Source organism: Pseudomonas sp. Yb2C2 (assembly GCF_052112325.1).
In the GTDB taxonomy this organism is placed as follows: domain Bacteria; phylum Pseudomonadota; class Gammaproteobacteria; order Pseudomonadales; family Pseudomonadaceae; genus Aquipseudomonas; species Aquipseudomonas marginalis.
In genome coordinates, this window is record NZ_JAVAJK010000002.1 from 149,062 (window position 1) to 168,916 (window position 19,855).

25 protein-coding genes and 1 pseudogene are annotated in these 19,855 nt (G+C 61.5%); 22 read left to right on the forward strand and 4 right to left on the reverse strand.

Annotation, left to right across the window (positions count from 1 at the left end; genetic code table 11):
* Positions 1-16 precede the first annotated feature (16 nt).
* Positions 17-334 (reverse strand): DUF1654 domain-containing protein, encoded by a 318-nt coding sequence (locus tag Q8X51_RS02915; protein WP_407693227.1) that lies wholly within the window; start codon positions 332-334, stop codon positions 17-19.
* An 890-nt stretch (positions 335-1,224) separates the two neighbouring features.
* Here Q8X51_RS02915 and Q8X51_RS02920 point away from each other — a divergent pair.
* The 4 genes from Q8X51_RS02920 to Q8X51_RS02935 all read left to right on the forward strand — a co-directional run bounded on the left by Q8X51_RS02920 (position 1,225) and on the right by Q8X51_RS02935 (position 2,819).
* A complete protein-coding gene (locus tag Q8X51_RS02920) occupies positions 1,225-1,497 on the forward strand; it encodes a hypothetical protein (protein WP_407693226.1) in 273 nt (90 codons plus the stop codon).
* Positions 1,494-1,808, forward strand: coding sequence for a hypothetical protein (locus tag Q8X51_RS02925; protein WP_407694968.1), 315 nt, complete (start codon positions 1,494-1,496; stop codon positions 1,806-1,808). Before Q8X51_RS02920 ends, Q8X51_RS02925 begins: the two co-directional genes overlap by 4 nt.
* A gap of 81 nt (positions 1,809-1,889) precedes the next feature.
* On the forward strand, positions 1,890-2,201 hold the full coding sequence (locus Q8X51_RS02930) for a hypothetical protein (protein ID WP_407693224.1): 312 nt from the start codon (positions 1,890-1,892) through the stop codon (positions 2,199-2,201).
* 57 nt (positions 2,202-2,258) lie between these two features.
* A complete protein-coding gene (locus Q8X51_RS02935) occupies positions 2,259-2,819 on the forward strand; it encodes a hypothetical protein (protein ID WP_407693223.1) in 561 nt (186 codons plus the stop codon).
* A 322-nt stretch (positions 2,820-3,141) separates the two neighbouring features.
* Here Q8X51_RS02935 and Q8X51_RS02940 read toward each other — a convergent pair whose 3' ends face one another.
* Positions 3,142-3,327: a hypothetical protein gene (locus Q8X51_RS02940; RefSeq protein WP_407693222.1), complete on the reverse strand. Its 186-nt coding sequence runs from the start codon at positions 3,325-3,327 to the stop codon at positions 3,142-3,144.
* A gap of 79 nt (positions 3,328-3,406) precedes the next feature.
* Between Q8X51_RS02940 and Q8X51_RS02945 the strand changes: the two genes are divergently transcribed.
* The 14 genes and pseudogenes from Q8X51_RS02945 (at position 3,407) to Q8X51_RS03010 (ending at position 13,232) form a co-directional block, all read left to right on the forward strand.
* The gene (locus Q8X51_RS02945) at positions 3,407-5,512 is read left to right on the forward strand and encodes a DNA cytosine methyltransferase (protein ID WP_407693221.1); all 2,106 of its coding nucleotides are present in this window, start codon (positions 3,407-3,409) and stop codon (positions 5,510-5,512) included.
* A 44-nt stretch (positions 5,513-5,556) separates the two neighbouring features.
* Positions 5,557-6,114 (forward strand): annotated as a pseudogene (locus Q8X51_RS02950) (hypothetical protein).
* Positions 6,115-6,124: 10 nt separating this feature from the next.
* Complete coding sequence (locus Q8X51_RS02955) at positions 6,125-6,325, forward strand: hypothetical protein (protein ID WP_122749566.1); 201 nt, start codon at positions 6,125-6,127, stop codon at positions 6,323-6,325.
* A 229-nt stretch (positions 6,326-6,554) separates the two neighbouring features.
* Positions 6,555-7,040: a hypothetical protein gene (locus tag Q8X51_RS02960; RefSeq protein WP_407693220.1), complete on the forward strand. Its 486-nt coding sequence runs from the start codon at positions 6,555-6,557 to the stop codon at positions 7,038-7,040.
* A gap of 105 nt (positions 7,041-7,145) precedes the next feature.
* Positions 7,146-7,694 (forward strand): hypothetical protein, encoded by a 549-nt coding sequence (locus Q8X51_RS02965; protein ID WP_407693368.1) that lies wholly within the window; start codon positions 7,146-7,148, stop codon positions 7,692-7,694.
* Positions 7,691-8,134, forward strand: a complete 444-nt coding sequence (locus Q8X51_RS02970) for a hypothetical protein (RefSeq protein WP_407693219.1) — start codon at positions 7,691-7,693, stop codon at positions 8,132-8,134. Before Q8X51_RS02965 ends, Q8X51_RS02970 begins: the two co-directional genes overlap by 4 nt.
* 49 nt (positions 8,135-8,183) lie before the next feature.
* Entirely contained in the window at positions 8,184-8,363 is a 180-nt protein-coding gene (locus Q8X51_RS02975; RefSeq protein WP_407693218.1) for a hypothetical protein, read from the forward strand.
* A 49-nt stretch (positions 8,364-8,412) separates the two neighbouring features.
* The gene (locus tag Q8X51_RS02980) at positions 8,413-8,706 is read left to right on the forward strand and encodes a hypothetical protein (RefSeq protein ID WP_407693217.1); all 294 of its coding nucleotides are present in this window, start codon (positions 8,413-8,415) and stop codon (positions 8,704-8,706) included.
* Positions 8,707-8,745: 39 nt separating this feature from the next.
* The gene (locus Q8X51_RS02985; protein WP_028619149.1) at positions 8,746-8,988 is read left to right on the forward strand and encodes an excisionase; all 243 of its coding nucleotides are present in this window, start codon (positions 8,746-8,748) and stop codon (positions 8,986-8,988) included.
* Complete coding sequence (locus Q8X51_RS02990; protein WP_407693216.1) at positions 8,969-10,072, forward strand: phage integrase Arm DNA-binding domain-containing protein; 1,104 nt, start codon at positions 8,969-8,971, stop codon at positions 10,070-10,072. The genes Q8X51_RS02985 and Q8X51_RS02990 overlap by 20 nt, the downstream gene beginning before the upstream one ends.
* A gap of 50 nt (positions 10,073-10,122) precedes the next feature.
* Entirely contained in the window at positions 10,123-10,485 is a 363-nt protein-coding gene (locus tag Q8X51_RS02995; protein ID WP_407693215.1) for an ArsC family reductase, read from the forward strand.
* Positions 10,486-10,517: 32 nt separating this feature from the next.
* Entirely contained in the window at positions 10,518-11,552 is a 1,035-nt protein-coding gene (gene dapD, locus Q8X51_RS03000) for a 2,3,4,5-tetrahydropyridine-2,6-dicarboxylate N-succinyltransferase (RefSeq protein WP_027604485.1), read from the forward strand.
* A 64-nt stretch (positions 11,553-11,616) separates the two neighbouring features.
* A complete protein-coding gene (locus tag Q8X51_RS03005) occupies positions 11,617-12,822 on the forward strand; it encodes an aminotransferase class V-fold PLP-dependent enzyme (protein ID WP_407693214.1) in 1,206 nt (401 codons plus the stop codon).
* Positions 12,819-13,232: a SufE family protein gene (locus Q8X51_RS03010; protein WP_065948849.1), complete on the forward strand. Its 414-nt coding sequence runs from the start codon at positions 12,819-12,821 to the stop codon at positions 13,230-13,232. The genes Q8X51_RS03005 and Q8X51_RS03010 overlap by 4 nt, the downstream gene beginning before the upstream one ends.
* A 69-nt stretch (positions 13,233-13,301) precedes the next feature.
* Here Q8X51_RS03010 and tcdA read toward each other — a convergent pair whose 3' ends face one another.
* Complete coding sequence (gene tcdA / locus Q8X51_RS03015; RefSeq protein WP_046036662.1) at positions 13,302-14,111, reverse strand: tRNA cyclic N6-threonylcarbamoyladenosine(37) synthase TcdA; 810 nt, start codon at positions 14,109-14,111, stop codon at positions 13,302-13,304.
* 218 nt (positions 14,112-14,329) lie between these two features.
* On the opposite strand from tcdA, the gene Q8X51_RS03020 reads away from it, so the two are divergent.
* The 4 genes from Q8X51_RS03020 (at position 14,330) to Q8X51_RS03035 (ending at position 19,425) form a co-directional block, all read left to right on the forward strand.
* A complete protein-coding gene (locus tag Q8X51_RS03020; protein ID WP_065938763.1) occupies positions 14,330-16,921 on the forward strand; it encodes a glycosyltransferase in 2,592 nt (863 codons plus the stop codon).
* Between the two features lie 111 nt (positions 16,922-17,032).
* The gene (dapE, locus tag Q8X51_RS03025; protein WP_027604490.1) at positions 17,033-18,184 is read left to right on the forward strand and encodes a succinyl-diaminopimelate desuccinylase; all 1,152 of its coding nucleotides are present in this window, start codon (positions 17,033-17,035) and stop codon (positions 18,182-18,184) included.
* Positions 18,184-18,993: a putative RNA methyltransferase gene (locus Q8X51_RS03030; RefSeq protein WP_065926468.1), complete on the forward strand. Its 810-nt coding sequence runs from the start codon at positions 18,184-18,186 to the stop codon at positions 18,991-18,993. Before dapE ends, Q8X51_RS03030 begins: the two co-directional genes overlap by 1 nt.
* Before the next feature lie 54 nt (positions 18,994-19,047).
* On the forward strand, positions 19,048-19,425 hold the full coding sequence (locus tag Q8X51_RS03035; protein ID WP_065926469.1) for a hypothetical protein: 378 nt from the start codon (positions 19,048-19,050) through the stop codon (positions 19,423-19,425).
* 63 nt (positions 19,426-19,488) lie between these two features.
* On the opposite strand, the gene Q8X51_RS03040 is transcribed toward Q8X51_RS03035, so the two are convergent.
* Positions 19,489-19,698 carry a cold shock domain-containing protein gene (locus Q8X51_RS03040; RefSeq protein ID WP_017529713.1) on the reverse strand — a complete coding sequence of 70 codons (210 nt, stop codon included), beginning with the start codon at positions 19,696-19,698 and terminating at the stop codon, positions 19,489-19,491.
* Positions 19,699-19,855: the final 157 nt, after the last annotated feature.

Here is a 19,855-nt window from a genome sequence, read left to right on the forward strand (position 1 = left end):
GGCTTTTTGTTGCCAGCTAGAAAGGCGCCGCCTCTTCTTCCAGCTCAAACTCAACCTCGCCCTTCCCCGCTACCTCAACCTCTTGCTGCTCCCACCTAACCGTCACGCTGCCGTCGTCATTGATCGTCAACTCAAGCTCGTCAGTTTCGGCGATCACCCCTAAAACCTCTTCCCACTCACGATCGCCATCTGTGTCCAGGCGATGAATTGTCACCCAGCGCTGCGCCTGCGCCACGGGGTGGTTGATCATCGATGACACCCTCAATCCCAGCCGTTCCATACCCGTCATTTCTGCCCGTGCCGAGCCTGCCGGGCTTCCCTTCTGCTTAGCCATAACCACCTCCCAAGAATGCTGTACATGCATACAGTAAGCAAATTAAACACAAGCGTGCTTGCATTCAATTCACAAGCATGCTTTTATAAATGCAAGCCGACTTGTGCTTCTCCGCAAGCACAGGACGGCCACCGCTCTTTAACAGCCGGCGCAACAAACAACAGACCGCATTGCCTCTACCGGCGACCGGCGAGCAGACAGGCCCGAAAGCCTGCCAACGACAGGAACAACCTGGACGGCTGCTCGATGGTGAAACGCCAGAACCGAGTGAATGACCCGGCATGCAATGCGCCCCGCGAATCCCAGCGGCAGAAGGGAGAGACACCGTATCGAATTAGCGGTCCCGATAGCCTCGGCTGGGAGCGCTGGACCTCATGCACCCTGCCCCACTCAATCAGGGCGCTCAGAGCTGTAGCGTGCATGTTGTAAGGACCTGTGATCCACGGCGAACAGATGCTGTTTGACGCTGTGAGTAGGAAGCTCGAAGCCCGCACCCACGACGAACCGCCGACCTGCAATAAGCAGCGGGATAGGTGGCGCCGCCCTAGCGTAGAGGGAGTCACCGCCGAAGCAAAAAAACCAGGCCGTCGCCAGTAGCGGGCCTGGGCTCCACAGATTTACGGCATCAAACAACCCTAGAGAACGGTGGCCACTGCCAACCCAGTGAGCGAACAGCGGAGGATTTTCAGCCATGCACAAATAAACCCAGGCGCTCGACCGCCACCCCTGCCTTACATAGGGAGGTCTATGTAACGCAACGAAAAGCCCGGTCCCTACCGGGCTTTTTTACGGCTCGCCTTTATTCGTCAGCACCCTCCCCTGGGCCCACCAGCACCCACCAGGCGGTCAGGCAGCTGACGAATAGACGCAACCCACACCGAGGATCAACCATGCATCCATCATTTCAAGAGCGCATCGATGAACTCGGTGCGCTTCTACGCAAAACCCACGCAGCCAGAATTGATTTCTTCGAGCGTGTTGAGCGCGTCATGCCCACCAAGAAGGTTCGCTTTCAGGTGTCCGGCGAGAGCGGCGGCATGTATCGGGTGATTGATTTGAGCACCGGCAAGACGCGCGCTTTCCGCGAAACCTTCAAGGCCGCATACGACATCGCGCTTCAGTTCGAAGAGAAGGCCAATCGCCTTCCTGGCGGTGCCCAGTGATCGGCGTGCCTATGCCCAACCCGCGCGACTCGATCATCGAGACCCTGAACCAGCAGGTGGACGCTTTCTTCAGTTCAGGGAAGACCGCCCAGGCCATCCCGAACGGCGTTGGTGTAGACGGCCCCTACAACGGGACCACCGCGCACCACGAACGCCTTCGTAAAGAACGCGACAAGCTGGCACCGGCAGTGCGCGCTGAAGCCGCCAAGGGCGTCGTAGCCAGCGTTGCGGCAAAGAACCTGGGCATGCACATCAAGCGCGTGACGCTGATCGCCCAGGAGAACGGCTTCAAGTTCGCCGACACCCCATGAAGCGCATCAGCAACCAGGTGCGACAGCGCCGGCGGCAGGCATGGCTTGATTTGCCAGCACATGAAATCGAAGAGGTAGGCCATGGCCAAGGACAACGCGCAGATCCAGCGGGACAAGCGCGCGAAAGAGAAGGCGCTGCTCGACAGGATCGGCGCCGAGAAGCGAACGCTGATTGTCTCGAAAGCGCTCGATGATGCACTTCAGGTGCTGGGCGAGCGGCACGACTTTGAGGAGTGGCAGGAAACGCTTTCGACTCTCCTGATAAACCTGGCAGCAGCGCCAGCCGAAGAATCCGCGCGCTTCATCAGCATGTCGCGACCTGTTTTCGAAGTTACTGAAAAGCAGTCGCGACAGCTTGAAGAGTTCAGCAAGACCGGCATCGAACCAGCATAACCCACCCAACTCGCTGCATCCGGTAACCGGAGGGCGGCGCCTGACTGGAGATAATCCATGAGCAACTACATGTACAAGACCACCGCCCCTTCCGTGGTTGCCGCCGTCATCGCCTGGGATGCAAAGCGAGCGGGCTGGAATAAGCAGCGCACCAAGCTGGGCAAGGTGTTCGGCGGTGAGACTTCGCCAATGCGCTCCGGCAGCCGCAGCTACGTCGGCGGCGTGAAGCTCAGCGCAAGCCGTGATCTGGATGTGCACTGGTGCCGTCCGGACCAGTACGGTTACCGAGCGCTACGCTCCAGCGCCAAGCCTGCGAAAGGGACGCCGAAGGAAGCGCGCGCGGCTCAGGTCGCCGAGCATGAACGACTGTCAGCACTGTGGAAGGAGCATTGCCCGGACAGCATTGATATGGACGATGCCTGGAATGCGATCGGCCTGAACCCAGGCGCGCTGTGGATGTGCGGCGGCGTGTTCTTCGAGCTGGACGGGGTTGTGTACCTGAACCTCGGCCTCAGGCTTGAGGACGGCAGCGAGAAGATCGAGGGTGCAGCAGAGATCCTCGGCAGTGAATTTGAAGCTGCACGTCAGCAAGTGCTGGGCCAGCGGAACGCAGCATGAGCCTAATCAGGAAGAAACATTGATATTCCCTGCGTAAAGGCCGCGATGGATGCAACTCCGGCAGCCCACGCATTCCAAAATGACTGCTTCTTCAATGTTTCATGGACGTTGGATCCCGCCCCAGTGTCGTTCAGCGCGAGCGAACTCATGCCGTCGCTTTCAACGCGTTTGCCTGATTTGACTTTTACTACCGCGGAATAGACCCAAAGGCCTGAGGACACTATCGCCGCTGTCGCTGATAACAACTGCAAACACTGCTTCATACAGTTCAATTTTGCACTCCCTGATCCGGCTCCATGCCGGTCACCCGTAATACTCCAAATCAACGAACTGTGCCAGCAGGCTCGGAGGCTGATAGTCCTGCCAGGTCACGCCACCGGGCCAGATCAGCGATCAGCTTGAGCCCAAGGCGCACCTCGGCCTCAAGCCTTTCTTCGGGAAGGCTCAGCAGCCGGACAACCTCATCGCCTATCAGGCGTATCGCTTCCACATCGGTTTTCGTGCTCATCGCAGTCACCGTCAGGTTTTTGCTGAGTGCAAATCATCGTCCCAATTAACGAATCACGCCAGCCGGCGAGGATCCCCCTATGTCCGCACAACAGAAGAAACACCCCTTCGATTTCAAAACCCAATACGGACTCGGCTTCAACCCTCAGGACGATGAGATCGTTGTCGACTTCTTCTGTGGTGGTGGCGGCGCCGGTACCGGGCTGGAAATGGGCCTGGGCCGCACCGTGAACGTGGCGAAGAACCACAGCCCGCAAGCGATCAGCATGCACACCGTGAACCACCCTGGCGCGAAGCACTTCACCACCGACGTGTTTGAAGGCGACCCGGACACCGAGTGCGGGGGCAAGGCCGTGGGCTGGTTCCACATGTCGCCGGACTGCACGCACCACAGCCAGGCGGCCGGCGGACAGCCGCGCAAGCGTGAGATCCGCAACCTGTCATGGATCGGGCTCAAGTGGGCAGGCATGAAGCGGCCCCGGGTGATCAGCCTGGAGAACGTGAAGCAGATCCTGCAGTGGGGCCGATTGATCGCCAAGCGCGACAAGGGCACCGGACGTGTGGTGACGCTCGACCAGGTGCCGCATCCAACCAAGAAGGGAGCGACCACCAATCGGGTAGCTGCACAGGGCGAGCAGGTGCCGGTGTCCAATCAGTTCCTGGTGCCCGACCCGAAGCAACGCGGCCGCACCTGGCGCCGCTTCGTTGCCTTGCTGGAAGGCATGGGCTATGTCGTTGAGTGGAAGGTGATCAAGGCGTGCGACTTCGGCGCGCCGACCAGCAGGGAGCGCCTGTTCATGATCGCCCGGTGCGACGGCCAGCAGATCGTATGGCCAGAGCCAACCCACGCCAAGAACCCCACCAAGGGCCAGCAGAAGTGGAAAACAGCCGCTGACTGCATCGACTTCAGCGACCTGGGCAAAAGCATTTTCGGCCGCAAGAAGGACCTGGCCCCCGCCACACTGCGGCGCGTTGCCAAGGGAATGAAGAAGTTCGTTATCGACAGCGCGGCACCATTCATTGTGCCGATCGCCAACTGGTCAGGAGAAACGGTGCAGTCTGCCGACGAGCCGCTGCGCACCGTCACCTCATACCCCAAGGGCGGCGCCTTCTCGGTGGTCAGCCCGATTATTGCCCCGGCAACGCACCAGGGCAGCGATCGCATCAATGACCCGCTCGACCCCCTGCCCACGGTGACGTGCGCGAATCGCGGCGAGCTGACGCTGATCAGCCCCGTGATGGTCACCGCCGCGCATGGTGAAGGAAAGCCGGGTGGCGTTCAGCGCTGGGGAGACGGTTGCAAATCCTCTGCTGACCCGCTGGGCACCGTCACAGCAAGCGGAGGTCACTCGATCGCATCAGCGCACCTGGTGAAGTTTCGATTCAACGACGCTGGCAAGGCGCTCGACGAGCCACTGCCGACCATCACTAGCGGCGGCAACTATCAGCGCCCGGCCGGGGCCGCACATGCCATGGGCGTCTCCACGGTGTTCATGGCCCAAATGAATGGAGGCTTCAACACCACCGACGCCAAGAGCATCGAAGACCCGATGACCACGGTCACCAACACTGGCAGCCAGCAGCAGCTGGTAGCGGCGAACCTGGTGCACCTGCGCGGCAACTGCGATGCGCGGGACGTCAACGACCCTCTGCACACCATCAGCGCTGGCGGCCAGCACCACGGGTTGGTCAGCGCTTTCATGGAGCGGGCATTCGGCGGCAGTGTGGGCCAAGGCCTGGAAGAGCCGGCGCCGACCATCACCGCCGGTGGGGGCGGCAAGAGCTCGCTGGTGTCGCTCACCCTCTCGCCAGAGCATGAAGCGGGGGCCCTGCGGGTTGCCGCCTTCCTGATCAGCTACTACGGCACCGAGAACATCAGCGCTTGCGATGCGCCCGCGCCGACCATCACCACCAAGGACCGGCTCGCAATGGTCACCGTGATGGTGAAGGGCACCCCCTACGTGATCGTCGACATCTGCCTACGGATGCTGAAGCCGTCCGAACTGTACAAGGCCCAGGGCTTCCCGGCCGACTACATCATCAGCCACGGCGCCGACGGCAAGCCGTTCACCAAGACTCAGCAGGTGCACATGTGCGGCAACAGCGTCAGCCCGCCGCCAATGGCTGCGTTGGCACGCGCCAACGACCCATGGCGCGCCGAGCAACGCCAAGCACACGCCGCATAACCACCTCACTCCACCGCCCGGGCATGGCCCGGCAAGGACTCCCCGTGATCAATTTGTTCTGGCGCCTGGTCGCCAAGCTGCTTGCGCGCCCGGCGGTTGCCGCCTGGCTCATCACCCGCGCCAAGCGCACACCGTACCTGCACATCATGTCCGCCGACGGCACCGAGATGTACATGGGCCGCTGGTGGCTGTTCAACCCCTACTCCCGCGAAACGCACAAGCCAGCGCTGTGGTGGTGCCCGTGGTCTTTCCGCATCCACCACATCATGCGGCATGACGAAGACCGGGATCTGCACGACCACCCGTGGAACGCCCGCACGGTCATCCTGCGCGGCTGGTATGTGGAACAGCGACTGCTCGATAGCGAAGATCCGGTGTTGTCGGGCCTCAACGTCCCTTCAGGCGCCCAGGCCACCGAGTACATCGACCGGCGCGCCGGCGACACCGCCCGCCTCAACCACGGCGAGTACCACCGCATCGATCAGATATCGCCAGGCGGCGTCTACACCCTCTTCATCACCAGCAAGTGACGTGGTGACTGGGGCTTTCTGGTCAACGGCGTGAAGGTGCCATGGCGCACCTACACCGGCACCGACAATTGAGGTTATGAGCATGAGCAAGCCAATTCAAACGGTTGAAGAGCTGGACGCAGTGCTTCATTGGCGGCGCAAGCACGCGCTCGCGATCAAAGAGCGTGACGCCCTGCAACAGCGCCTGACCGATGCCGATCAGGAGATAGATGATTTGCGGGCTGAACTCAAGGCTGTACGCCTGGGCCCCTGCAAGATGATCGTAGGGGATGAGCTGCCATGACCAATCGACCAACAGTGCGGACCACGACCTGCGCAACGGTCACCCTCACTATCGAAATCTCGAACATCGGAAGCTGGGGGCCAGATTGCAAGATTGATCAGGTATATCGGCAGGCCCGGGAAGAGGCAGTCGCCCGAATCAATCGTGCGTTCAAAGATGACCAGCGAGGTGTCCGAATCCTTGGCCCGGTGGTCGTGAAGGCCATCACAACAGACGTGGAGGTTCGGCGATGACAGCCAAACAAAAGACTAGCAGTGGTGAGACTGAGCAGATGGCATGCATGCCGGTGGAGCGCTGCTACGACGTCCGGGCGAAAATGATCATTGCCTTCAATGAGGCAAAGAAGGCTGGCGGCGATCTGGATGACGCGCTCGACGCCGCATACAAGTCGGCCTTGCGCTATTCACCTAACCCAATGAACGCCGAGCATCCCGCGCCAGGAGCGACGGCGCCCATCCAGGAAGATCGGGACAGCCTGATTGCCTATGGCCGCAGCTGCGGACTTGATGAGGCGTCCACGCTCTGCAGTCGCTTGGCCTATGACACCTACTACCCGGCTGGCAGCCGCTTCAAACACTTCATACCGAAGGCACTGGAGCAGCAGGGCAACCTGCTTATCAAAGCAGCTAACGCCATCGCCTCCCTTCCAGACGGGCCTTACGATCGCTTCAAGGCGCGCCAGGCCAAGAAAGCTGGGTCGACCAAATCCCGATAGGAGTACATCCGTACTCCTCCCGCAAAACCTGTAACCCCTCCCCCTTCAAAGTCAGCCGCTATAGCGGCAAGGACGAGTGCGCCCGTGAGCATTATCGACGACGTAATGACCGACAAGATCACCCTGCACGGCCTGGGCTTCGTTCAGGTCCAGCTGGAAGGCAATCAGCGCCTGCATGTCTGGCACCCTGAGCTGCCACGGCGTGCCTGCTTTGCCCACTCTGCGATCCACGACCACCGCTTCAACTTCACCTCCCGCGTAATCGTCGGCACTCAGTTGAATCACTGCTTCAAGATGGAGCGATGCGACGACGGGGCCTACATGCTTTATCTGCATGAAGGTTCGCGCACTGCCGGCGGCGGGCGGCCATGGACACCCGATGGCCGGGCCAATCTGGTTATCGACGGCGAGTTAAAGGTTGCGGCGGGCAATGACTACAACACGATCGCCTACGACTACCACGCCACGACACCAGGCGGGGATGGTCGGGTAGCGACCATCATGGCAAAGCGAGGCGAGTACCCGGCCGGCGCCCACTCCACCTGCACTTTCGGCGTTCAGCCAGACACGGACTTCGATCGCTACCAGTGGTCACCGACTCAGCTCTGGGAAATTGTCGCCGACGTGATGCTCGGCCAGCGGGTGACACCATGAGCCGGAGCGGATATTGCGACGACGGTGAAAACAACTGGGGAATGATCTGCTGGCGAGGGGCCGTGAGCTCGGCGCTGCGGGGCAAGCGCGGGCAATCCTTCCTGAAAGAACTAGCCCAGGCCATGGACGCTATGCCTGTGAAGCGTTTGGTGACTGAAGAGCTTCAAGCTGAAGGCGAGTTCTGCACGCTCGGCGTAGTGGGCAATGCACGCAACCTGGATATGTCGGTAATCGACCCAGGCGACTCCGATATTGTTGCCGAAAAGTTTGGCTTGGCCGAGGCGATGGTGAGGGAAATCGTTTGGGAGAACGACGAGCACCCCGGCGTATATGGAATCAAGCCTGATGGCAGCGCAGGCTGGCGGCGCGAAACCCCAGAAGAGCGATGGACCAGGATGCGCAACTGGGTCGACAGCCACATAAAGGAAGTGACGCCATGATCGCCACCCTCTGGTTTGCCTACGTGTTCATCTATCGAGTGCGCCGGCCATGAGGAAGTTCTTTCGCCGCAAGGCCGAGGCCTGGCTAATCTTACTGGCAGCCAAGATCCTGATCGGCCGCAACGTCCAGCGCGCAGCAGTGGTATCCCGCCGCGACAATAACGATATGTGGTACATGGCCGAAAAGCTCGACGCCATCGCAGCACGCATCAGCAAGAACTACCCATAACCCCAATCCCCCTACATGCCTGCCGGTGAGCGGCGGGCGAGGTATTCCTGTGTCAGAACTGAAAGCAATGGCAGCAGAGGCTGCTCTCAAGAAAATGGTGCAGGACAAACACTTCAGCATCTGCACGCTCGATACCATCGTCAGCATGATGGACGTGAAGCCTGACAGGGAGGCCTACAACATCCTTCGAACCCTGCATTGCGTCGACTACAACCAGATGAGGCCAGAGCTGCTCCGGGCCCTTCCAGATCTGATAGCCACTGTTTTGCGATCCCCTTCGTTTGAGTCGAGCCGCGTGAATATCGTATCGGATGGCACCGGACTTCAAATCATAAAGCACTGATCCCACCTTCTGCCGCCAAGTGCGGCGCGGAGTATCATCATGGCAAAAGTCACCCTGGATGAATGGGCGGCGGCCGAGTTCAAGACGCCGCCGAGCCCCAACACCCTGCGCAAATGGGCCCGAGAGGGCAGAATCGCGCCAGTACCGGTCAAGCACGGGCGCAACTACTATGTAGAGTCCGACGCCCATTACCAAGAACCTGATCAGCAGCCCGTACGGATTGTCGGCGGTAGCCTGATCAGCAGAATAGAGAGAGCACGCAATGGCGCCCAGGCCGCGTAACACCGGGTCAAAGGATCTTCCGCCCAATCTCTACCGCAAGACCGACGCCCGCAACGGCGTCACTTATTACACCTACCGAGACCCAGTCAGCGGTCGCGTGTTCGGCCTGGGCAAGGACAAGGAGGCGGCCATTCGCGAGGCCGTCGCCGCCAACCACGCAGACGCCATCAAGCCAACGCTCGCAGAGCGCATCAGCACCCCGGCGCCAGCCCCTGGCAAATTGTTCTCGGAATGGCTGGACGAATACCGCGAGCTGTTCGCCGAGCGCAAGTTGTCAGCCAGCAGCAATAAAAACGTGGGTATGCGGTTAAACCGCCTGACAGCAGTATTCGGTCCGAAGGGAATCAAGGACATCACGACGATGGATGTGGCCGATTACCTGACTGGTATGGCCAAAGAGGGAAAGGCGCAGATGGCCAGGGCAATGCGTTCGCTGTTGCGAGACGTGTTCGCCGAGGCTCAGGCGCGGGGGTGGGCAGACGCCAACCCGGTCGAGGTGACCAAGGCGGCGCGGGTGAACATCAAGCGCGAACGGCTGACGCTGGAACTGTGGAAGGCGATCTACGAGGAAGCCACGAAACCCTGGCTTCGCAGGGCAATGGAACTGGCGGTGCTAACCGGCCAGCGGCGTGACGATATTGCATCGATGCTTTTCAAGGACGTGCACGACGGCTTCCTGCATGTTGTTCAGTCCAAGACCGGTGCCAGGCTGCGAATCAGCACCGCGCTTCGCCTCGAGTCGGTAGGGCTGGATCTGTCCACCGTAATTAAGCAATGCCGCGACCGCGTTCTGTCACAACACCTGGTGCACCATGCACAAGCTTCGGGCCGGGCAAAGGCTGGTCAGCCGCTGGTGCTGGACACGCTGAGCTCTGCCTTTGCCGAAGCACGCGACAAAGCAGGACTCAAGCTTGGGATAACTTTTGGACGCCAGCCACCGTCCTTTCATGAGCAGCGCTCCCTCGCCGCACGCCTTCACGAACTCGAAGGCCGTGACGCGCAGAAACTACTCGGTCACCGTTCGGCCACAATGACCGACCTGTACCGAGACAGCCGAGGCGCTGAGTGGATCGACGTGGCATAATCGACGGCTGAATTTTTGGGCGATATTGGGGAAGTTTTGGGGAGGATTTTATGCCCAATGAAATCAAGCACTTACAGCTTTACGGCATCAAAGCCTGCGACACCATGAAAAAGGCGCGCACCTGGCTCGATGAGCACGCGGTGAGCTATGCGTTCCACGACTACAAAACGGCCGGTATCGACCGCGAACACTTGACCCAATGGTGCAACGAGCACGGTTGGCAGGTGGTTTTGAACCGTGCGGGCACCACCTTTCGCAAACTCGAAGACGAACGCAAAGCCGATCTCGATCAGTCGAAAGCCATTGAATTGATGCTCGCGCAACCTTCGATGATCAAGCGCCCGGTGCTTGATCTCGGTGACAGAACCCTGATTGGCTTCAAGCCAGATAGTTATTCGGCGGCCCTCAAGTAGGCCAGCCCTTCCATTTTTGTAGAGGTAACAGCATGTCCAATTCCCTGTTCAGCCTGGGCTTCGGCGTCGGCACTCAGAACCGCCAAGGTGCTTGGCTGGAAGTGTTTTACGCACAACCCTTGCTCAATCCATCGGCTGAAATCGTTGCCGCCATCGCGCCGATCCTCGGCTACAGCGAAGGCAACCAGGCGATCACCTTCACCGTCGCCCAGGCCCTGCAACTGGCCGACGCGCTCAAAGGCGTCGACGCCACCCAAGCCGCCCTGCTGAGCCGCCTGGCTGAAAGCCACACACCGCTGGTCGCCACCTTGCTGGCCGAAGACGCCGCACTGACGTCCACCCCAGAGGCCTACCTCAAGCTGCACCTGCTGTCCCATCGCCTGGTCAAGCCACACGGCCTGAGCCTCGCCGGTGTGTTCCCGCAACTGCCGAACGTGGCCTGGACCAGCCAGGGCGCAATCGACATCAATGAGCTGGCCGAACGCCAACTGGAAGCCCGCCTGCGTGGCGAGTTGCTGGAAGTGTTCTCGGTGGACAAGTTCCCGAAAATGACCGACTACGTGGTACCGAGCGGCGTGCGTATCGCTGATGCCGCGCGTATCCGCCTCGGCGCCTATGTGGGCGAAGGCACCACCGTGATGCACGAAGGTTTCGTCAACTTCAACGCCGGCACCGAAGGCCCGGGCATGATCGAAGGCCGTGTATCGGCTGGCGTGTTCGTCGGCAAGGGTTCGGACTTGGGCGGCGGTTGCTCGACCATGGGCACCCTGTCGGGCGGCGGCAACATCGTGATCAAGGTCGGCGAAGGCTGCCTGATCGGCGCCAACGCCGGTATCGGTATCCCATTGGGCGACCGCAACACCGTGGAATCGGGCCTGTACGTCACCGCCGGCACCAAGGTTGCGCTGCTGGACGAGTCGAACCAACTGGTCAAGGTGGTCAAGGCGCGTGAGCTGGCCGGCCAACCGGACCTGCTGTTCCGCCGTAACTCCGAGACCGGTGCCGTGGAGTGCAAAACCCACAAATCGGCCATCGAACTGAACGAAGCGCTGCACGCTCACAACTAAGCAGCCACTCGATGCCACTAGCGGGCCCCGACCCTGGGGCTCGCTTATACGAGTCTTGAACACCATGCTTGTGCCCTCCCTCTGGCGCGCCGACTTTCCGGCCATCGCCACCCTGCAACGGCAAGACCAGACCTACCTGGACAACGCCGCGACGACGCAAAAACCCCAGGCCCTGCTGGATGCCATCAGCCATTACTACGCCAATGGCGCCGCCAATGTGCACCGTGCCCAGCATTTGCCGGGCGCCCATGCGACCCAGGCCTTCGAGGACAGTCGCAGCAAGGTTGCGCAGTGGTTGAATGCAGGTGACAGCGGGCAAATCGTGTTCACCCACGGCGCGACGTCAGCGCTGAACCTCCTGGCTTATAGCCTTGAGCACTTATTCAATGCGGGCGATGAGATTGTCATCAGCGCCCTGGAACACCACGCCAACCTGTTGCCGTGGCAGCAACTGGCCAAGCGTCGCGCGCTCACCCTGGTGGTATTGCCTCTCGACGATGACGGCGTGACCGACCTGCAAGCCGCCGCCGAGTTGATCGGCCCGCGTACGCGCCTGCTGGCGGTGAGCCAACTGTCCAACGTGCTTGGCACCTGGCAGCCGCTGCCGGCCTTGCTGGCGCTGGCCCAGGCCCACGGCGCCCTGACCGTGGTCGATGGCGCCCAAGGCATCGTCCACGGCCGCCACGACGTGCAGGCCCTGGGCTGCGACTTCTATGTATTTTCCAGCCATAAGCTGTACGGCCCGGACGGCGTCGGCGTGCTGTACGGCAGCCACGCAGCCCTGCATCACCTGCGCCATTGGCAATTCGGTGGCGAGATGGTGCAACAGGCCGACTACCACAGCGCCAGCTTCCGCCCGGCACCGCTGGGGTTCGAAGCCGGCACCCCGCCGATTGCCGGCGTGATCGGCCTGGGCGCGACCCTGGACTATCTGAGTTCGCTGGACCCACAGGCGATTCTCACCCATGAAGCGGCCCTGCATGACTACCTGTTGCGCGGGCTGAACGCGCGCAATGGCGTCCGTGTGTTGGGGTCGCCGCACGCGGCGCTGGTCAGTTTTGTGGTCGAAGGCGTGCACAACGCCGACCTCGCGCACCTGCTGACCGAACAAGGCATTGCCGTACGTGCCGGCCATCATTGCGCGATGCCGCTGCTCAAGGCGATGCACTTGTCGGGGGCGATCCGCGTCTCCCTGGCGCTGTATAACGATTCCGATGACCTGGAACGCTTCTTTGAAGCGCTGGACCGGGCGCTGGATATGCTGCGATGAGCCTGCCGGTGGTTGCAATTGCTGCGCTAGAAGCCTTCCAGTCAGTAGGCAGCTGGGAGCAACGCGCTCGAATGCTGATGCAGTGGGGTGAACGCCTGCCCGTATTGGCGGATGAGGAGAAGGTCGATGCCAACCTGGTGCAGGGCTGTGAGAGCCTGGTGTGGTTGGTGGGGCGCTTGCACGATGGCCACTGGCAGTTCGCCGCGAGCAGCGATGCGCGGATGATTCGTGGCTTGGTGGCATTGCTGCTGGCACGGGTCAATGGGCTGTCGGCGGACGAGTTGCAGGCGGTCGACTTGCCTGACTGGTTCAATCAGCTGGGGCTTTCCCGTCAACTGTCGCCGTCGCGCAGCAATGGGCTGAATGCAGTCCTGCAGCGCATGCGGACGCTAAGCCATACACAGGACTAAATGTGGGAGGGAGCAAGTCGAATCGTCGCACCGCCCCTCCCACATTTGAACCGTCTAAAGTTCTGAGACTCAGGTCGGTTTGACCCGTTCCGAGGGCCTGCGCACCCCGGCCACAATCTTGTCCACCGCCTTGGTCGCCGCGACCATGCCGAAGGTCGCCGTCACCATCATCACCGCGCCAAACCCGCCGGCGCAGTCCAGCTTCACCCCATCACCGACAAAACTCTTCTGCAAACAGATGCTGCCATCCGGCTTGGGGTAGCGCAGTTGCTCGGTGGAAAACACGCACGGCACGCTGTAGTGGCGGGTCACGGTGCGGGAAAAGCCGTAGTCACGGCGCAAGGTGGAACGCACTTTCGACGCCAAGGGATCATTAAAGGTGCGGTTCAGGTCGCAGACCTGGATCAGCGTCGGGTCGATCTGCCCACCGGCGCCACCGGTGGTGATGATCTGGATCTTGCGGCGCTTGCACCAGGCAATCAGTGCGGCCTTGGCGTTAACCGCGTCGATGCAGTCGATCACGCAATCGATGTTGGGCGTGATGTACTCGGCCATGGTGTCGCGGGTGACGAAATCCGCTACCGCATGCACCGTGCAATCCGGGTTGATCGCGCGCAGGCGCTCGGCCATCACCTCGACCTTGGGCTTGCCCACGGTACTGTCCAAGGCGTGCAGCTGGCGGTTGCTGTTGCTGACGCAGACGTCGTCCAGGTCGAACAGCGAAATCTCGCCCACCCCGCAACGGGCCATGGCTTCCGCCGCCCACGAGCCGACGCCACCGACGCCGACGATCGCCACATGGGCCGCTTTCAAGCGCTCCAGGCCTTCAATGCCATACAAGCGGGCGACGCCTGCAAACCGCGGATCTTCTGTACTCATGACCATTACCCCAAAAACCGGCGCGCATTATAGGACTACGCAGCGACAAGTTTTAAGCTACAAGCTACAAGTTAAGAACTTAGATGTACTTTCGCTGCCCAATGTCCGGTTTTTCTCGGCTTGCTGTACGGTCAGGGAAAGGCCGGTGTAGGATGCGCGCCGTTCGGTGCAGGCCGACACCTCTTTTCGTTCCACACCCTTTGGAACCCGACATAACCATGGCATCGCGTAAATTTGGACTCAACCTGGTGATAGTGCTGGCAATTGCCGCGCTGTTCACCGGCTTCTGGGCGCTGATCAACCGCCCGGTCACTGCTCCCAACTGGCCCGAGCAGATCTCCGGTTTTTCCTACTCGCCGTTCCAGCAAGGCCAGTACCCGCAGAAAGACCAGTACCCCACCGACGAGCAGATGCGTCGCGATCTGGAGATCATGAGCAAGCTGACGGATAACATCCGCACCTACTCGGTCGACGGCACGCTGGGGGACATTCCCAAGCTGGCCGAAGAGTTCGGCCTGCGCGTAACCCTGGGGATCTGGATCAGCCCGGACCTGGAGCGTAACGAGCGCGAAGTCCAGCGGGCCATCGAGATCGCCAACAGCTCGCGCAGTGTCGTGCGGGTTGTGGTCGGTAACGAGGCGCTGTTCCGTGAAGAAATCACGCCTGAAGCCCTGATCGTGTTGCTGGACCGGGTACGCAGCGCCGTGAAAGTACCGGTGACGACCTCCGAGCAATGGCATATCTGGGAAAAGAACCCGCAACTGGCCAAGCACGTCGACCTGATCGCCGCGCACATCCTGCCGTTCTGGGAATACATCCCGATGGACAAGGCCGGCCAGTACGTACTCGACCGCGCCAGGGACCTGAAGAAACTGTTCCCGAAAAAGCCGCTGCTGCTGTCGGAAGTGGGCTGGCCAAGTAACGGCCGTATGCGCGGCGGGAATGAAACGTCCCCCGCAGACCAGGCCATTTACCTGCGTACGCTGGTGAACAAGCTGAACCGCCAGGGCTACAACTACTTCGTGATCGAGGCCTTCGACCAGCCGTGGAAGGTCAGCGACGAAGGCTCGGCCGGCGCGTATTGGGGCGTCTACAACGCCGCGCGCCAGCAGAAATTCAACTTCGAAGGGCCGGTGGTGGCAATCCCGCAGTGGCGCGTCCTGGCGATCGGCTCGGTGGTGCTCGCCTTGCTGTCCCTGACCCTGCTGATGATCGACGGCTCATCCCTGCGCCAGCGTGGCCGCACCTTCCTGACCTTTATCGCGTTCCTCTGCGGTTCCGTACTGGTGTGGATCGGCTACGACTACAGCCAGCAATACAGCACCTGGTTCAGCGTGACCGTCGGCATCTTGTTGGCCCTGGGCGCCCTGGGCGTGTTCATTGTGTTGCTGACCGAAGCCCACGAACTGGCGGAAGCGGTATGGACCCACAAGCGCCGGCGTGAATTCCTGCCGGTGGAAGGGGAATCGGACTACCGCCCGAAAGTGTCGATCCATGTGCCGTGCTACAACGAGCCGCCAGAGATGGTCAAACAGACCCTCGACGCCCTGGCGGCCCTCGATTACCCGGACTATGAAGTCCTGATCATCGACAACAACACCAAGGACCCGGCGGTATGGGAACCGGTGCGCGACTACTGCGAAACCCTGGGCCCGCGCTTCAAGTTCTTCCACGTCGCACCCCTGGCCGGTTTCAAGGGCGGTGCACTGAACTACCTGATCCCGCACACCGCCAAGGATGCCGAAGTGATCGCGGTGATCGACTCGGACTACTGCGTGTCGCCGAACTGGCTCAAGCACATGGTGCCGCACTTCGCCGACCCGAAAATCGCCGTGGTGCAGTCGCCGCAGGACTACCGCGATCAGAACGAAAGCACCTTCAAGAAGCTCTGCTACGCCGAATACAAAGGCTTCTTCCATATCGGTATGGTCACCCGTAACGACCGCGACGCGATCATCCAGCACGGCACCATGACCATGACCCGTCGCTCGGTGCTCGAGGAACTGGGCTGGGCCGACTGGTGCATCTGCGAAGACGCCGAACTCGGCCTGCGGGTATTCGAGAAAGGCCTGTCGGCGGCGTACTACCACGACAGCTACGGCAAGGGCCTGATGCCGGATACCTTTATCGACTTCAAGAAACAGCGTTTCCGCTGGGCCTATGGCGCGATCCAGATCATCAAGCGTCACACCGCCAGCCTGCTGCGCGGCAAAGACACCGAGCTGACCCGTGGCCAGCGCTACCACTTCCTCGCGGGCTGGTTGCCGTGGGTGGCGGACGGCATGAACATCTTCTTCACCGTCGGCGCGCTGTTGTGGTCGGCGGCGATGATCATCGTGCCGACGCGGGTCGACCCGCCGCTGCTGATTTTCGCGATCCCGCCGCTGGCGTTGTTCGTGTTCAAGGTGGGCAAGATCATCTTCCTCTACCGCCGCGCGGTAGGTGTGAACCTCAAGGATGCGTTCTGCGCCGCCCTGGCTGGCCTGGCGTTGTCCCACACCATCGCCAAGGCGGTGCTGTATGGCTTCTTCACCACCAGCATTCCGTTCTTTCGTACCCCGAAAAACGCGGATAACCACGGCTTCTGGGTAGCGATTTCCGAAGCCCGCGAAGAAATGTTCATCATGCTGCTGTTGTGGGGCGCGGCGCTGGGGATCTACCTTGTGCAGGGCCTGCCGAGCAATGACATACGTTTCTGGGTGGTGATGCTGCTGGTGCAATCGCTGCCGTATGTGGCGGCGTTGATCATGGCGTTCCTGTCGTCGCTGCCGAAACCAGCCGTGGCACCTGAGCCTGCACCCGTGGCTTAAAAACTTGCGCAATGCACTAAACGGCGGCCTCTGGCCGCCGTTTTGCTATAAGATAACGGCCGTTTTGTCCGCCCGCCCTGCTCTTCCAGACATGCTTCCCGGAGTTTTCCCATGACGGCCCATGCCGACCTTTCGCCGACCCTTCAACTTGCCATCGACCTGATCCGTCGCCCCTCGGTCACGCCGATCGACGCCGATTGCCAGAAGCTGATGATGCAGCGCCTGGGCGACGCCGGTTTTGCGCTGGAGCCGATGCGCATCGAGGACGTGGATAACTTCTGGGCCACCCATGGCAAGCACGACGGCCCGGTGCTGTGCTTCGCCGGCCACACCGACGTGGTTCCCACCGGTCCGGTGCAAGCCTGGCAGAACGACCCGTTCGACGCATTGATCGACGAAAACGGCATGCTCTGCGGGCGTGGCGCGGCCGACATGAAGGGCAGTCTGGCCGCCATGCTGGTGGCGGCCGAGCGCTTCGTCAGCGACTACCCGGACCACAAGGGCTCGGTCGCGTTCCTGATCACCAGCGATGAGGAAGGCCCGGCGCACCATGGCACCAAGGCCGTGATCGAACGCCTGGCCGCGCGCAAGGAGCGCCTGGACTGGTGCATCGTCGGCGAACCGTCGAGCACCACCCTGGTGGGTGACGTGGTCAAGAACGGCCGTCGCGGCTCCCTCGGCGCCACCCTGACCGTGCGCGGCGTACAGGGCCATGTGGCCTACCCGCACCTGGCGAAGAACCCGATCCACCTGGCCGCACCGGCCCTGGCCGAACTGGCCGCCGAGCACTGGGACAACGGCAACGCCTTCTTCCCGCCGACCAGCTTCCAGATCTCCAACCTCAACTCTGGCACCGGCGCCACCAACGTGATTCCGGGTGACCTGACGGCGGTGTTCAACTTCCGTTTTTCCACCGAATCCACTGTCGAAGGCCTGCAACAGCGCGTTGCGGCGATTCTCGACAAGCATGGCCTGGACTGGCATGTGGAGTGGGCGCTGTCGGGCCTGCCGTTCCTCACCGAGCCGGGCGCGTTGCTCGATGCGGTGTCGGCCAGCATCAAGGCGATCACCGGGCGTGAGACCCAGGCCTCCACCAGTGGCGGTACCTCCGATGGGCGCTTCATCGCGACCCTTGGCACCCAGGTGGTCGAGTTGGGCCCGGTGAACGCGACGATCCACCAGGTCAACGAGCGGATCCTGGCCAGCGACCTCGACGTGCTGACCGAAATCTATTACCAGACCCTGATCAAGTTGCTCGCCTGATGCTGGCCTGCCCGATTTGCAGCGCCCCGCTCAACGCGGTGGACAATGGCGTGGCGTGCCCGGCCGGGCACCGTTTCGACCGCGCGCGCCAGGGTTACCTGAACCTGCTGCCGGTGCAGCACAAGAACAGCCGCGACCCGGGCGACAACCTGGCCATGGTCGAGGCGCGCCGTGACTTTCTCAACGCCGGGCACTACGCCCCGGTGGCCAAGCGCCTGGCCGAGCTGGCCGCCGAACGCGCACCTCAGCGCTGGGTGGACATCGGTTGCGGCGAGGGTTACTACACCGCGCAAATCGCCGCGGCCCTGCCCCATGCCGATGGCTACGCGCTGGACATTTCCAAGGAAGCGGTCAAGCGCGCGTGCAAACGCGACCCGGCGCTGACCTGGTTGATCGCCAGCATGGCCCGCGTGCCGTTGGCCGACGCCAGCTGCCAGTTCCTCGCCAGTGTGTTCAGCCCGTTGGATTGGCAAGAGGCCAGGCGCCTGCTCAGTCCCGGCGGCGGCCTGATGAAGGTCGGCCCGACCAGCGGCCACCTTATGGAACTGCGCGAGCGCCTGTACGACGAAGTGCGCGAGTACACCGACGACAAGCACCTGGCCCTGGTGCCGGACGGCATGAGCCTGGCCCACAGCGAAACCCTGGAATTCACCTTGAGCCTGGCCGAGCCCCGGGACCGCGCCAACCTGCTGGCCATGACCCCTCACGGCTGGCGCGCCAGTGCCGAGCGCCGTGCCGAGGTGATCGAGGCGGCCGAGCCGCTGCTGGTCACGGTGTCGATGCGCTACGATTATTTCGTGCTTCAATAACCGACTTTTAACCATCCGCGAATGGATTTTCGAATCCCGCAACGAGGAATATCCATGCGCCAACCCGATATCGAGATTTACCTGAAGGACGCCGACGTCGACTACAAAGCCATCGCCGCCTGGCTGGGCGCTGCCCTGGGCCCTTGCAGCGACTGGGTCCAACGTGGCCAGACCTACAAGTGCAAGGCCGGCAATGTGCCCGTCACCTGGCTGCCGAAAGCCGTAGGCAAGTGGAACAGCCTGTACCTGGAAAGTGACCAGACACCGTGGGAAGACGACATTGCCTGTGCCCGCGCTGCGTTTGCTGCGCTGAATGTTGAAGTACGTTGCGCACCGGGTAGCTGGATCGAGGAAGAAGGTGAGGAAAGCGCCGACACCTGGATCCGCATCAGCGCGGACGGTGAAGAGCAGATCACCTGGAAAACAGCTTAAAAAGCAGCTTCAAGCTGCAAGCTGCAAGTCATAGCGCTTGCAGCTTGTAGCTTGCCGCTCGGCCTACAGGCCGACCACATCCTCCGCCTGCAACCCCTTCTCGCCGCTTACCACGGCGTATTCCACTTGCTGGCCCTCGGCCAACGAACGGTGGCCGTCGCCGCGAATGGCGCGGTAGTGCACAAACACATCCTTGCCATCTTCACGCTGGATAAAGCCATAGCCCTTGGCGTCGTTGAACCACTTCACATTGCCTGTCTCGCGCGTTGCCATCTGTTCACTCCCACTTGATTGTTATTGTTGAGCCGATCGCGTTGAACTGCCGAGTATAAGACAGGCTCAAAAACGATCAACTCAAGTTTACATCGCTGCTTTTTTGCCGATTTTCGGCGAATACGGCACACTACCCGCCCGAGCGCCTGCTCGGTTT